General features: G+C 70.3%; 11 protein-coding genes. 9 read left to right on the top strand and 2 right to left on the bottom strand.

Annotated features, from left to right (window positions below; translation table 11 throughout):
- The first annotated feature begins 122 nt into the window (after positions 1 to 122).
- From O9Y01_RS22690 to O9Y01_RS22650, 9 genes are all read left to right on the top strand, one after another.
- Entirely contained in the window at positions 123 to 1,469 is a 1,347-nt protein-coding gene (locus O9Y01_RS22690; protein ID WP_269633928.1) for a TolC family protein, read from the top strand.
- Positions 1,470 to 1,528: 59 nt separating this feature from the next.
- Complete coding sequence (locus O9Y01_RS22685; RefSeq protein ID WP_269633927.1) at positions 1,529 to 2,650, top strand: iron-containing alcohol dehydrogenase family protein; 1,122 nt, start codon at positions 1,529 to 1,531, stop codon at positions 2,648 to 2,650.
- A 46-nt stretch (positions 2,651 to 2,696) separates the two neighbouring features.
- Entirely contained in the window at positions 2,697 to 3,875 is a 1,179-nt protein-coding gene (locus O9Y01_RS22680; RefSeq protein ID WP_269633926.1) for a DegT/DnrJ/EryC1/StrS family aminotransferase, read from the top strand.
- Positions 3,872 to 4,570, top strand: coding sequence for a glycosyltransferase family A protein (locus O9Y01_RS22675; RefSeq protein WP_269633925.1), 699 nt, complete (start codon positions 3,872 to 3,874; stop codon positions 4,568 to 4,570). The genes O9Y01_RS22680 and O9Y01_RS22675 overlap by 4 nt, the downstream gene beginning before the upstream one ends.
- The gene (locus tag O9Y01_RS22670) at positions 4,567 to 5,637 is read left to right on the top strand and encodes an N-acetylneuraminate synthase family protein (protein ID WP_269633924.1); all 1,071 of its coding nucleotides are present in this window, start codon (positions 4,567 to 4,569) and stop codon (positions 5,635 to 5,637) included. The genes O9Y01_RS22675 and O9Y01_RS22670 overlap by 4 nt, the downstream gene beginning before the upstream one ends.
- Positions 5,638 to 5,641: 4 nt before the next feature.
- Positions 5,642 to 6,391 carry a cytidylyltransferase domain-containing protein gene (locus O9Y01_RS22665; protein ID WP_269633923.1) on the top strand — a complete coding sequence of 250 codons (750 nt, stop codon included), beginning with the start codon at positions 5,642 to 5,644 and terminating at the stop codon, positions 6,389 to 6,391.
- Entirely contained in the window at positions 6,388 to 8,088 is a 1,701-nt protein-coding gene (locus O9Y01_RS22660) for a hypothetical protein (RefSeq protein WP_269633922.1), read from the top strand. Before O9Y01_RS22665 ends, O9Y01_RS22660 begins: the two co-directional genes overlap by 4 nt.
- Positions 8,089 to 8,211: 123 nt before the next feature.
- Complete coding sequence (locus O9Y01_RS22655; RefSeq protein ID WP_269633921.1) at positions 8,212 to 9,189, top strand: WxcM-like domain-containing protein; 978 nt, start codon at positions 8,212 to 8,214, stop codon at positions 9,187 to 9,189.
- A gap of 43 nt (positions 9,190 to 9,232) precedes the next feature.
- A complete protein-coding gene (locus tag O9Y01_RS22650; protein ID WP_269633920.1) occupies positions 9,233 to 10,339 on the top strand; it encodes a DegT/DnrJ/EryC1/StrS family aminotransferase in 1,107 nt (368 codons plus the stop codon).
- Between the two features lie 8 nt (positions 10,340 to 10,347).
- Here the strand turns inward: O9Y01_RS22650 and O9Y01_RS22645 are convergent, their stop codons facing one another.
- Positions 10,348 to 10,839, bottom strand: a complete 492-nt coding sequence (locus O9Y01_RS22645; protein ID WP_269633919.1) for an acyltransferase — start codon at positions 10,837 to 10,839, stop codon at positions 10,348 to 10,350.
- A gap of 38 nt (positions 10,840 to 10,877) precedes the next feature.
- The gene (locus O9Y01_RS22640; RefSeq protein ID WP_269633918.1) at positions 10,878 to 13,475 is read right to left on the bottom strand and encodes a [protein-PII] uridylyltransferase; all 2,598 of its coding nucleotides are present in this window, start codon (positions 13,473 to 13,475) and stop codon (positions 10,878 to 10,880) included.
- Between the last annotated feature and the right edge of the window lie 49 nt (positions 13,476 to 13,524).

The raw sequence follows: 13,524 nt of genomic DNA, 5'->3' as shown, positions 1-13,524 counted from the left end.
GGCCTCCGGCCAGCCGCAGAGAAGCGGGGCATAGCGGCGGCTTTTCCTGCTCAAGTTCCCGGCCGCCCTGTGGTCCAGTACAGGCATGAGCAAGACCTGTCTGTACGCTGGGGGATGAGGCCATGGGGACGCTGCGCAATCTCGGCATGAGCCTGTTCCAGTGCCTGCTGCTGGGCGCCACCACGGCCGCCCTGGCCCAGGGCCGCTGCAACGAGGACGACGCCAACTCCCCGGCCGCCCAGAAGGCCGCCAGCCAGCTGGTGATCAGCGACGCCGACCCGCGTGCCCAGATCCAGGTCCTGGTGGACCGGGCCCTGGCTCGCAGCCAGTCGGTGGGCATGGTCAAGCTGCTGGCCCAGGCCGCCCGCGACGACTGGGAGGAGGTCAGCCAGGCCAACAAGCCCCGTGCCAGCCTGGACCTGCAGGGCAACCAGATGGGCTCCAGCACCGACGGCGCCAGCAACGGCAGCGGCGCGCAGGGGCGCGTGGCCTTCAACCTGAGCGCGACCCTCTTCGACTTCGGGCGCAACCGCCAGCTGGCCGGCTGGCGTTCGCAGCTGGCCGAGGCCGCGCGCCAGGGCTACTTCAGCGCCGAGCAGCAGCTGGCCCTGCAGACCGTCTCCCTGGCCCTGGACCGCGGCCGCTACCTGCTGCAGGCCCAGGTCTACAGCCAGTACGTGCGCCGCATGGCCTGCCTGGTGGATTCGCTGGAAGCCATCGTCAAGGCTGACAAGGGGCGGGCCAGCGAGCTGGTGCAGGCCCAGAAGAACCTGCTGCAGGCCGACCTGGCGGTGGAGTCCACCATGTCGGCCCTGCGCCAGACCGAGACGCGGCTCAAGCGCTTCGTGGGCGACGATCTGCCGCCCAGCGCCAGCTTCTCCAACCTGCTGACCCGGGTGCCCGAGCTCGATGACATGCAACGCGACGCCCTCAGCGCGCCCGAGGTGATCCAGCTCGAGGCCCAGGCCCGCGCCCAGGGCAGCTATGTGGAGAGCGTGCGCGCCAATGCCAAGCCCCAGGTCAACGCCATCGTGGGCACAAGCGCCAGCGCGGGCGTGACCCGCAGCCGCGACTGGGCCGTGGGCTTCAGCGTGAACGTGCCGCTGATGACGCCGGGCCAGGACGCCTCCGTCAATGCCGCCAGCAAGCGCGCCGAGGCCGCCCGGCTGCAGCGCGAGGATGCCCTGGAGGCCCGGCGCTACCGCCTGATCGACATGCACGAATCCGCCACCTCGGCCTTCGACCGGGCGCGCCGCATCACCGAGATCCTGCGCAACAGTTCACAGCTGCGCACCGCCACATTGCAACAGTGGCAGCAATTGGGCCGCCGCTCCCTGTTCGATGTGATGGGATCGGAGTCAGACTATTACTCGCTGCGCATCGCGCACGTGAACGCCCTGTTCGACGGGCAGCAGGCCGTGGCCATGCTGTGGTCCCTGGGGCGGGGCGTGATGGCGCCGCTGCGCTGAAGCTGCGTGCCCTCGCGGCACGATTCCTGAGATTTCACGGACACCGTTCCACGCACACCATGGCAAACATCCTCGATACCGGCGTCAAGCTCGTGAAGAACGTCGGCCGCTACAACATCGGCGCCGGCTCCCTGGCCGAGCTGCGCGGCCTGCTGGACGGCCGCCGCTCGCAGGCCCAGGCGCAGGGGCAGGGGGGCGCGGTCGTCTTCCTGGTCGACGAGTTCTTCGCCGCCCAGCCTGATCTGGCGGCCCGCCTGGGCGTGGGCGGGGACGACGTGCTGCAGTTCGTGCAGACCGCGCACGAGCCCAAGACCGAGGGCATCGACGCCCTGGTGGCCACCCTGCTGGATCGCGGCCTGAGCCAGCCGGCGGCCGTGGTGGGCATGGGCGGCGGCATCACCATGGACACGGCCAAGGCGGTGTCCAACCTGCTGGGCAACGGCGGCCATGCGGCCGACTACCAGGGCTGGGACCTGCTCAAGCATCCGGGCGTCTTCAAGGTGGGCATCCCCACCGTCTCGGGCACCGGCGCCGAGGCCACGCGCACCTGCGTGATGACCAATGCCGCCACCGGCCTGAAGCTGGGCATGAACAGCGACTACACGGTCTTCGACCATGTGATCATGGACCCGCAGCTGACGGCCACCGTGCCGCGCAACCAGTACTTCTACACGGGCATGGATGCCTACATCCACTGCATCGAGTCCCTGGCCGGCAGCTACCGCAATGCCATCGGCGACGCCTACTCGCGCGAGACCATCAACCTCTGCCGCCAGGTCTTCGGCCAGGGCGACATGATGGCCCCCGAGAACCGCGAGCGCCTGATGGTGGCCTCGTATCTGGGCGGCTGCGCCATCGCCACGAGCTATGTGGGCCTGGTGCACCCGCTGTCCGCCGGCCTGTCGGTCGTGCTGGGCCTGCACCACTGCGTGGCCAACTGCATCGTGATGCGGGCCATGGGCGAGTTCTACCCGCAGGCCTATGACGAGTTCTGGGGCATGGTGGAGGCACAGGGCGTGGAGATCCCCAAGGGCGTCTGCCTGGGCCTGGACGAAGCCGGCTTCGAGGCGCTCTACAAGAGCTCCATCGTGCATGCCAAACCCCTGACCAATGCGCTGGGCGAGGACTTCAAGTCCGTGCTGACGCCCCAGAAAGTGGCGGAACTCTTCCGCCTGATGTAAACAGCGACAGCAGCACACAGCTCACAGCACGAGACCGGGAGACACCATGCCAGGCTATGAAGTGATGGGCCCAGAGGAACTGGCCGAGATCCAGGACATCTTCGCCCGCGGCGCCATCCTGTTCCGCCACGGCTTCGACGCCCTGCGCGGGGACTGCTACAAGGTCCGCGAGTTCGAGCAGGCCTTCGCCCAGGCCATGGGCTCGCCGCATGCGCTGGCCGTGTCCTCCGGCACCGCCGCGCTGCGCGTGGGCCTGGCGGCGCTGGGCATCGGCGCTGGCGACGAGGTCATCACCCAGAGCTTCACCTTCGTGGCGACGGTGGAGGCCATCATCGAGTCGCGGGCCACGCCGGTCTGCGCCGAGATCGATGCCACGCTCAACATGGACCCCGAGGACCTGAAGCGCCGCATCACGCCGCGCACCAAGGCCGTCATCGTGGTCCACATGCTGGGCACGCCCTCGCGCCTGCCGGAGATCAAGGCCATCTGCGACGCCCATGGCATCGCCCTCATCGAGGACGCGGCCTGGGGCTGCGGCGGCTCGCTCAACGGCCGGGCCCTGGGCAGCTGGGGCCGCCTGGGCACCTTCAGCTTCGACTTCGCCAAGACCATGACCACGGGCGAGGGCGGCCTGGTGCTGTTCCAGGAGCAGGCCGACTGGGCCCGTGGCGCCGCCTGGCATGACCATGGCCACGAGAACAACCCCGCCGTGCCGCGCTGGGAGGACACCCGCGCCAGCAGCGGCTTCAACTTCCGCATGATGGAGCTGCAGGGCGCCGTGGGCCTGGCCCAGCTGCGCAAGCTGCCGGACATCGTCAAGGCCCAGCGCCGCAACCGCGAGCTGCTGTGGCAGGCCATCCACGACCTGCCTGGCATCACGCCGCGCGAGGTGCCGGCCGGCAGCTACGAGACGGCCGACGCCCTGGTCTTCTTCGTGCAGGACAACGCCGCCGCCCGCCGCTGCCGCGAGGCCCTGCTGGCCCGCGGCCTGGCGACCAAGATCCTGCCCGAGGCCTACACCTGGCACTTCGCCGGCACCTGGACCCACATGCCCGAGCTGGCCGCGGCCCATGGCGGCGAGCTGGCCACGGCCTTCCCGCAGTCGGCGGCCTGGCTGTCGCGGGCGGTGTCTCTGCCGGTGGGCGTCAAGCTGCGCGAGGAGGCCCCCGCGCTGGCCCGCCAGGCCCTGATCGAGGCCTTGCAGCTGCAGGAGGTGAGCGCATGAACTTCAAGCCGCTGGTGTCGGTCATCGTGCCGGTCTTCAACCAGGAGCGTTTCATCGGCCGCTGCCTGCGCTCCCTGCTGAACCAGACCCTGGCGCGCGACCAGTACGAGATCATCGTCATCGACGACGGCAGTGCCGACCGCACGCCCTATGCCCTGGAGCTCTTCCACGACGCCATCGTGCCCCTGCGCAATGAGCGCAACCTGGGCCTGCCGGCCTCGCTGAACCGCGGCATCCGCGCCGCGCGCGGCGACTTCATCGTGCGGGTGGACTCCGACGACTACGTCAACGCCAACTTCCTCAACATCCTGCACTTCTTCCTGGACCAGAACCCCCTGCACGACGCCGTGGCCTGCGACTACCTCCTGGTGGACGACCACGAGCAGGTGCTGGAACGCGTGAACTGCATGGACGAGCCCATCGCCTGCGGCATCATGTTCCGCAAGGCCCACCTGATGGAGACGGGGCTCTACGACGAGAGCTTCCACCGCCACGAGGAGCGCGAGCTGCGCATCCGCTTCGAGCAGAAGCACCACATCGCCCGGCTGGAGCTGCCGCTGTACCGCTACCGCCGCCATGACCACAACATCACCAACGACCTCGATGCCATGGAGTTGCACCGCCAGCGCCTGATCAGCAAGCATGGTGTCGATGGTTCCTCGGCCCGTGCCGCCGAACGCAGGAGCATGCAATGACCCCCACGGTGACCCTCGGCCAGCGCCGCCTCACCCCCGACAGCCGCCCCTATGTGATCGCCGAGATCGGCGTCAACCACGAGGGTTCCCTGGACCAGGCCAAGCGCCTGATCGAGCTGGCCAAGGAGGGCGGGGCCGACGCCGCGAAGTTCCAGAGCTACAAGGCCGAGACCCTGGCCTCCAGGCATTCGCCGTTCTACTGGGACATCAGCAAGGAGCCGACGCGCAGCCAGTTCGAGCTCTTCAAAAAGTACGACCGCTTCGGGCCCGATGAGTACCGCGCCCTGGCCCGCCACTGCGAGCAGGTCGGCATCGACTTCCTCTCCACCGCCTTCGACGACGCCGCGGTGGAGTTCCTGGACGATCTGATGCCCTTCCACAAGATCGCCTCGGCCGACCTCACCAACGTCCCCTTCCTGCGCAAGATCGCGGCCAAGGGCAAGCCGGTGGTGCTGTCCACCGGTGCCTCCACGCTGGGCGAGATCGACATGGCCGTGCAGACCCTGCGCGCCGCCGGCTGCCGCGAGCTGGTGCTGCTGCACTGCGTGCTGAACTACCCCACGCCCAATGCACAGGCGCATCTGCGCATGATCAAGGGCCTGCAGCGGGCCTATCCGGAGCTGCTGATCGGCTACTCCGATCACACCCTGCCCGACGAGGCCATGTACCCGCTGATGAGTGCGCACCTGCTGGGCGCCGTCGTCCTGGAGAAACACTTCACCCACGACAAGACCCTGCCGGGCAACGACCACTACCACGCCATGGACGTGCATGACCTGCGCCGCTTCATGACGGCCCTGGACACGGTGCACGATCTGCTGGGCGAGAGCGATCACAAGCAGCCCACGCCCACCGAAGGCCCGGCCCGCGCCAATGCCCGCCGCTCCATCGTGCTGACCCGCGACGTGGCCGCTGGCGAGGTCCTCAGCGAGGCCCACCTGACCTACAAACGCCCCGGCACCGGCATCAGCCCGCTGCACTGGGACGCGGTGCTGGGCCGGCCGGTGCTGCGCGCGCTGGAGTCCGACCACGTGCTGCAATGGGCCGATCTGGGGCAGGGCGCCTGAGCCGATGAGCGACCCCCGACCCGCACGGCCAGGCCGCGTGGTGGCCGTGGTGCAGGCCCGCATGGGCTCCAGCCGCTTTCCCGGCAAGATGATGGCGCCGCTGGCGGGCCGGCCGCTGCTGGCCTGGGTGCTGGAGCGTCTGAAGCGGGCGCAGCGCCTCCACACCCTGGTGCTGGCCACCACCGGGCTCCCGCGCGATGCCGCCCTGGTCGAGCTGGCGCAGTCCATGGGCGTGGCCACCTTCACCGGCAGCGAATCCGACGTGCTGGACCGCTTCAGCCGGGCCGCGCGCCAGTTCGAGGCGGACACCGTGGTGCGCGTCTGCGCTGACAACCCCTTCATCGACGGCGCTGTGGTGGACCAGCTCGTGGACTTCTACGCCGCCAGCGACTGCGACTACGCCTGCAACCACCTGGATCGCCTGGGCAGCGGCTATGCCGATGGCTTCGGCGCCGAGATCCTGCCGGCCGCGCTGCTGCACCGGCTCGCGGCCGAGTGCGCCGAGCCCCGCCACCGCGAGCACGTGACCCTCGCCCTGTGGGACGAGACCACCCCCTGGGCGCGCGACTGCCGCAAGACCTGTCCCCGCGCCCCGGCGGCGCTGGCCTTCCCTGAACTGCGCTTCGATGTCGACGAGCCGGCCCATCTGCAGCGGCTGCAGTCCCTGGTGGACGAATCCGGCCTGACGCTGGACAGCCCGGCGCAGGACTGCGTCCAGGCGCTGCGGGCCTCCCAGGCGGGGGGCCGGGCATGAAGCCGCTGATCACCGTCACCCATCGCCTGGATCTGCCGGCCGCCGCGGCCCTGCAGAATCAGCTGGAGGGCGCCGAGCTGCTGCTCTTCGATCCCCAGCTCTTCGACCAGGCCCGCAGCCTGGGCCTGGGCAATGCCCGGCTGGCCAGGACCGTGGGTCCCGGCTTCATGAGCGAGGTGTTCCGGCGGGCGCGCTCGGACATGGCGGCCTATCAGGCGCGCCTCGATGCCGTGCTCGCCGAGCTGCTGCCCGAGGCCGAGGGCTGCCAGTGGGGCTACTTCAACGCCTTCTACGCCCTGCTGAACCTGCGGGGCTATGCGGCCCTGGGGCGCTGCCTGGCCGAGGACGCGCCGGCCGGCGCGGTGGTCCATCTGCTCGGAGCCGCCGCGCCCTACCGCTACGGCCAGCCTTCGGGCGCTGCCTGCATGGCCATGGCGGCCGCGCTGCAGGGCGCGGGCGTGCAGCACCGCAGCTATCTCTACGACGTCGGCCAGCTGCCCGGGCCGGAACTGCCGGACTGGCGCCCGCTTGAGCAGCGTCCTGCGGCCAGGCGCTGGGCCCACCTGCCCACCTGCTTCTATGACAAGGACTACCTGGCCGCCCAGATCCTGGCCGCCCAGGGCGACTGCCTGCAGGTGCCTGCGCAGTTCTACGACGTCGAGCTGAGCGGCATCGAGCGGCTGCCGCTGCGGCCCCTGGACGAGGTGCGCGCCGCGCTGGGGCCGGCGCATCAGCAGCAGTGCGAGGAACTGGCGGCACGGGTCCGGCCCGTCGTGCTGCAGCTGCTCGCGTCTGAGCTGCGCAACGAAGCCTTCATCCAGCTTCAGGCCCAGGCCCTCGTCGAGGCCCTGCTGCTGCAGTTCACGCTGTTCCATGACGTCGAGCAGCGGGTGCAGGCGCTGCCCGGGCAGCTGCTGCTGTCCAACCACGATTCGGGCCTGCTGGGCGGGCTGCTGAGCCTGGCTCGCCGCCACCGCCTGCCGGTGCTGATGCTGCCGCACGCCAAGTTCCAGAACATCCCTTTGCCCAAGCTGGGCGGCCAGATGCAATGCCTGCACCATCCGGTGCAGGGCGCGGACTGCCGGGACACCGACGACCGCCGCGTGCCGGGCGCCCTGCTGCGCTTCGGCGAGCGCCACCAGCCGGTACCCGCGCAGGCCCCGGCCCAGCCGCTGCGCACGCTGGGCGTGCTGCTGAGCGGCCTGTCGCACAACGGGCTCAGCACCGCGGACATCCACGCCTACCTCTACGGTCTGCGCCAGCTGCTGGACTGGGGCCGCCGCCGTGGGGTGGAGGTGCTGCTGCGCTACAAGCCGACCGAGGGCTTCCCGCTGCTGCTGCAGGAGTCGCTGGGGGTGACACCGGAGAGCTTGCAGCGCGGCGTGGCCCAGCCCCTGGTGGCCTTCGTCCAGGGCTGCGACGCCTGCCTGGGCTATGACATCCCCACCAGCGCCGCCATCGAGCCCCTGATGCATGCCGTGCCCATGCTGCACTGCCAGCTGCGCGCCCTCGTGTGGGAGGAGAAGGCCCTGCTGGACCGCGAGCTCGTGCCCTCGCTGCCCCTGGGCGAATGCCTGGACGAGCTGGAGGCCTGGTGGCGCGACCCCGCGCTGCAATGGGACTTCCAGCGCCGCCAGCATGCCCGGCTGGCCCAGCGCCTGGCGGACTCGCCCCCGCTGCTGCAGTACCTGCGCTGAGGGCTGCCGTGGCGCCGATGCCGCGTCCGGCGGAACAGGGCGGCGCCGACCCGTCAATCAAGGCGATGCGCCGGCGCCCGACGCTATAGGATGCCTCATCGCCGCCTGCCTGCCCACGAGCCCATGAGCCTCAAAGCCGCCGCAACTGCCGCCGCAACTGCCGCCGCATCGTGCCCGGATGTCTTCATCCACAGCCATGCCCTGGTCGAATCGCCCTTCATCGGCCCGGGCAGCCGCATCGGCGCCTTCGCCCATGTGCTGCCGGGCGCGCGCCTGGGCGAGGACACCGAGATCGGCGACCACGCCCTGATCGACGGCGAGGTGCAGCTGGGCCCGCGGGTCCGCGTGCGGCCCGGCGCGCAGCTGTGGTCCCCGCTGGTGGTGGAGGCGGATGTCAGCATCGGTCCCAACACGGTCTTCAGCGGGGCCTCCGGCGCCGACGGAGCCGCGGCGGTGACGCGCGTCGGCGCGGGCGCCACCATCGGCGCGAATGCGACCGTCCGCGGCGGCCTCTGCATCGGCCCGCGCGCCCGGGTGCAGGACGGCGCGGTGGTGACGCGCGACGTGCCGCCCAATGCCATCGTCAGCGGCAATCCGGCGCACATCGTCGGCTACGCGGACACGCCACACCTGGACCTGCCGGCCGCGCCGCGCGCCGCCAGCCAGCTCGAGGCCCCACCGGCGCTGCACGTGGCCGCCGCCCGCCTGGTGGCCCTGCCCAAGATCGTGGACCTGCGCGGCGCGCTGAGCTTCGGCGAGATCGGCACCCATCTGCCCTTCACTCCGCAGCGCTTCTTCATGGTCTACGACGTGCCCAGCAAGGAAGTGCGGGGCGAGCATGCACACAAGGCCTGTCACCAGTTCCTGGTCTGCGTGAAGGGCAGTGTCAGCGTGGTGCTGGACGACGGCCGTGCGCGCGACGAGATCACGCTGGACAGCGCCCGCATGGGCCTGCACATCCCGCCCATGGTCTGGGGAATCCAGTACCAGTTCTCGCCGGACGCCGTTTTGCTGGTGCTGGCGTCGGACACCTATGCCGCGGATGACTACATTCGCAAGTACGAGGACTTCCTCGCCGCCCTGGGCCGCCCGGGCGCCTGAGCATTCGTGGACCGGGGAAGCCCTCCGGCAAGGAGCATGCGTGATGGCTGACACCAGCCTGCCTTTTCTCAATCTGCAGCCCGCCTATGCGGCCAGCCAGCCGGCCATCGACGCCGCCTTGCAGCGCGTGGCCCGCAGCGGCTGGTTCCTGCTGGGCCAGGAGCTGGCGGCCTTCGAGGAGGCCTATGCACAGTCCGTGGGCGCCGCCCACTGCGCGGGCGTGGCCAACGGCCTGGATGCCCTGACGCTGGGCCTGCGCGCGCTGGGCGTGGGGGAGGGGGACGAGGTCATCGTGCCCTCCAACACCTATATCGCGACCTGGCTGGCCGTCAGCCAGTGCGGTGCGACGCCGGTGCCGGTGGAGCCGGATCCGCACACCTACAACATCGATCCCGCCCGCGTCGAGGCCGCCCTCACGCCGCGGACCCGGGTCATCCTGCCGGTGCACCTCTACGGCCTGCCGGCGGACATGGACCCGCTGATGGACATCGCCCGCCGCAACGGCCTCAAGGTGCTGGACGACTGCGCGCAGGCCCATGCCGCGCGCTACCACGGCCGGCCGGTGGGCAGCCTGGCGGATGTCTCGGCCTGGAGCTTCTACCCGGGCAAGAACCTCGGCGCCATGGGCGATGGCGGCGGCGTGACCACGGACCTGGCCGCGGTGGACGAACAGGTGCGGGTGCTGCGCAACTATGGGTCGCGCCAGAAGTACCACAACGAATGCAAGGGCGTGAACTCGCGCCTGGACGAGATCCAGGCCGCGGTGCTGGCCGCCAAACTGCCCCAGCTGGAGGCGGCCACCCGCGAGCGCCGCCGCCTGGCCGCCAGCCTGCTGGAAGGCCTGGCCGGTGTGCCGCTGCAGCTGCCGCAGGTGCCGGACGGGCTGCAACACGCCTGGCATCTCTTCGTCGTCCGCCATGAGGCCCGGGACCGCCTGCAGGCCGCGCTGGCCCAGCAGGGTATCGGCACGCTGATCCACTACCCTGTGCCGCCCCATCTGCAGCCGGCCTATGCCGAGCTGGGCTACCGCGCCGGGGACTTCCCCATCGCCGAGGCCATCCACAAGCAGGTGCTGAGCCTGCCCCTGTGGCCGGGCATGAGCGAGCAGCAGCTGGACCAGCTGGTGCAGGCGGTGCGCCGCAGCGCCTGATCAGGCGATCAGCGCCTGGGCGCCGGCCCCCGTGAGCGGGCCGGGTTGCCCACCCACAGCTCACCCGCCGGCACGTCGCGCGTGACCACGCTGCCCGCGCCGATCAGCGCCCCTTCGCCGATGGTGACGCCGCCCAGGATGGTGGCATTGGCGCCGATGGAGGCGCCTCGCTCGATGCGCGTGGTCTGGAAGCTGGCCGGGTACTGCTTGGAGCGCGGCGTGGGGTCGTTGGTGAAGGTGGCGTTGGGGCCGATGAAGACGTCGTCGGCGACCCGCAGGCCGTCCCACAGCTGCACGCCGCTCTTGACGGTGACGCGGTCACCCAGCACCACATCGTTCTCGATCAGCACCTGGGCATTGATGTTGCAGTCCGCGCCGATGCGGGCGCCGGGCAGGATCACGCAGAACTGCCAGACCCGGGTGCCGGGGCCGATGGCGCTGGTCTGCACGTCGGACAGCGGATGGATCTGAGCGGTGCGGGTCGTGTCGTGGGGCTGCATGGGGCGAGCATACGCGAGCCCGCGCCGGCCCGAGGACCTCAGCTGCTCAGGGAAATCGCGTCCAGCAGCTCGCCCTCGACCTGCAGCTGCAGCTTGTTCTGCTGCAGCGCCGGGCCGTCGATCAGGAAGGTGTCTTCCACCCGCTCGCCCAGGGTCGAGATCTTGGCCAGCTGCAGATTGATGTGATGGCGGGCCAGCACGCGGGCGATGGCGTAGAGCAGGCCGGCGCGGTCGCTGGTGCTGATGGACAGCAGCCAGCGCTGGGCGCGCTCGTCCGGCCGCAGCGAGATGCGCGGCGTGTAGGGAAAGCTCTTGACCCGGCGCGAGAGGCGGCCGCGGCGCGGCTCGGGCAGGGGCCCTTCCGCCATCAGCGCGGCCAGCAGGCGGGTCTCGACGAGGGAGACGAGGTCGCGGTGGTGCATATCCAGGTCCGGGGCGATGACCTGGAAGGTGTCCAGGGCGTAGCCCGTGCGGGTGGTGTGCACCTTGGCGTCCAGGATGTTGAAGCCCGCGCCGTCGAAGTAGCCGCAGATGCGGGCGAAGAGGTCGGCCCGGTCCGGCGAGTAGACCAGCACCTGCAGGCCTTCGCCCACGGGCGAGGGGCGGGCGCGCACCACGGGCTCGGCCGTCTGCACATAGCGCCACAGCGCGCGCGCATGCCAGGCCAGCTCGCCGGCCTCCTGGCGGGCGAAGTAGCTGAGGTCCAGCGTCTTCCACAGCGGCTCCTCGGTGCCGGGCAGCTGGGAGTGCAGGGCCAGGTCTTGCCTGGCCTCCTGCTTGCGGGCCTCGATCTCGGCCTCGCGGTTGATCTGGGCGCCGCCCAGACGCCGCAGGGTGAGGCGGTAGCAGTCCTCCAGCAGCTTGCCCTTCCAGGCGTTCCAGACCTTGGGGCTGGTGCCGCGGATGTCGGCCACGGTGAGCAGGTACAGCGCCGTCAGGTGGCGCTCGTCGCCCACGAGCTTGGCGAAGGACTCGACCACTTCGGGGTCCGAGAGATCCTCCTTCTGGGCCACGCGGGATAGGGTCAGGTGTTGCTTGACGAGGAATTCCACCAGCTCGGCATCGGCCTTGGGCAGCTTGTGGGCGCGGCAGAAGCGCCGGACCTCCTCGCCGCCCAGTTCGCTGTGGTCTCCGCCGCGGCCCTTGGCCACATCATGGAAGAGGGCGGCGATGTAGAGCACGTAGGGCCGCTCGAACTGCGCGGCCAGCTGGGAGCAGAAGGGGTACTCGTGCGCGTGCTCGGGGATGAAGAAGCGCCGCACATTGCGCAGCACCATCAGGATGTGCTGGTCCACGGTGTAGACGTGGAACAGGTCGTGCTGCATCTGGCCCACGATGGCCCGGAAGACCCACAGGTAGCGGCCCAGCACCGAGGTCTGGTTCATCAGCCGGAAGGCGTGGGTCTGGCCCTTGCCTTCCTGGAGGATGCGCAGGAAGGTCTCGCGGTTGACCGGGTCGCTGCGGAACCTGCCGTCCATCAGCCCGCGCGCGTTGTAGAGCGCGCGCAGCGTGCGGGCCGAAAGACCCTTGATGCCCGGCGCCTGCTGGTAGACGAGGAAGGTCTCCAGGATGGCATGGGGCTCGCGCTGATAGAGGTCGTCGCTGGCGACCTCCAGCATGCCGCCGCGGTCCAGGAAGCGCTCGTTGATGGGGTGCATCGCGGCGTCCTGCGAGCCATTGATGCGCTCCTCCAGATTCAGCATCAGGATCTGGTGCAGCTGGGTCACGGCCTTGGCTGCCCAGTAGTAGCGCCGCATCAGCACCTCGGAGGCGCGCTGGCCCTTGCTGCCCTCGTAGCCGAAGCTCTGGGCCACGGCGGTCTGCAGGTCGAAGACCAGGCGGTCCTCGCGCCGGCCTGCCACCACGTGCAGCCGGGCGCGGATCAGCTTCAGCACGCCCTCGTTGCGCTGCAGCTGGCGGCTCTCGAAGGGCGTGATCAGGCCCTTGGCCGCGAGCTGGGGCCAGGTCTTGCCCAGGCCGGCCGCGCGGGCGACCCAGATCAGCACCTGCAGGTCGCGCAGGCCGCCGGGGCTTTCCTTGCAGTTGGGTTCCAGGGCGTAGGGCGTGTCGTCGTACTTGGTGTGGCGCTGGCGGGCCTCCAGCTGCTTGGCGCGCAGGAAGGCGCGCGGGTCCAGCGCCTGCAGGATCTGCTGCTCGAAGCGCTTGAACAGGCCGCGCTCGCCGGCCAGGCAGCGGGCCTCCAGCAGGGAGGTCTGGATGGTGATGTCGCCGGCGGCCTCGTTGAGGCATTCCTCCAGCGTGCGCACCGAGGAGCCGATCTCCAGGCCCACGTCCCAGCAGGCGGTGATGAAGCCCTCGATGGCGCTCTTCAGCGGACCGGGCTGGTAGGCGTCCAGCCCCTCGGGAAGGAGCAGGAGGACGTCGATGTCGGAGTAGGGAAAGAGCTCGCCCCGGCCGTAGCCGCCCACTGCCAGCAGGGCGGCGCCCGGTGGCAGGCCCGACTGGGACCACAGCATCGCGAGGGTGCGGTCCACATGCCCGGCCAGCTGTCGCATCAGGCGGCTGGCCGCGGCCACGGTCGGCTCGGCGGCGCGGAAGGCCTCCAGCAGGCTCAGCTTGCCGGACTTGAAGTGTTGGCGCAGCTCAGCCACGCCCAGGACGGGCAGATCGCTCATGCGTGAGACTCCGGGCGCATGGGATGCAAGGAGGGCGCGCCGGCAGTCG

Origin of the sequence: Pelomonas sp. BJYL3 (genome assembly GCF_027257975.1) — a bacterium.
GTDB classification, from domain to species: domain Bacteria; phylum Pseudomonadota; class Gammaproteobacteria; order Burkholderiales; family Burkholderiaceae_C; genus Roseateles_B; species Roseateles_B flavus.
Note: the sequence above shows the minus strand (reverse complement) of the source record. Positions and strands in the feature narration are given on the sequence as shown.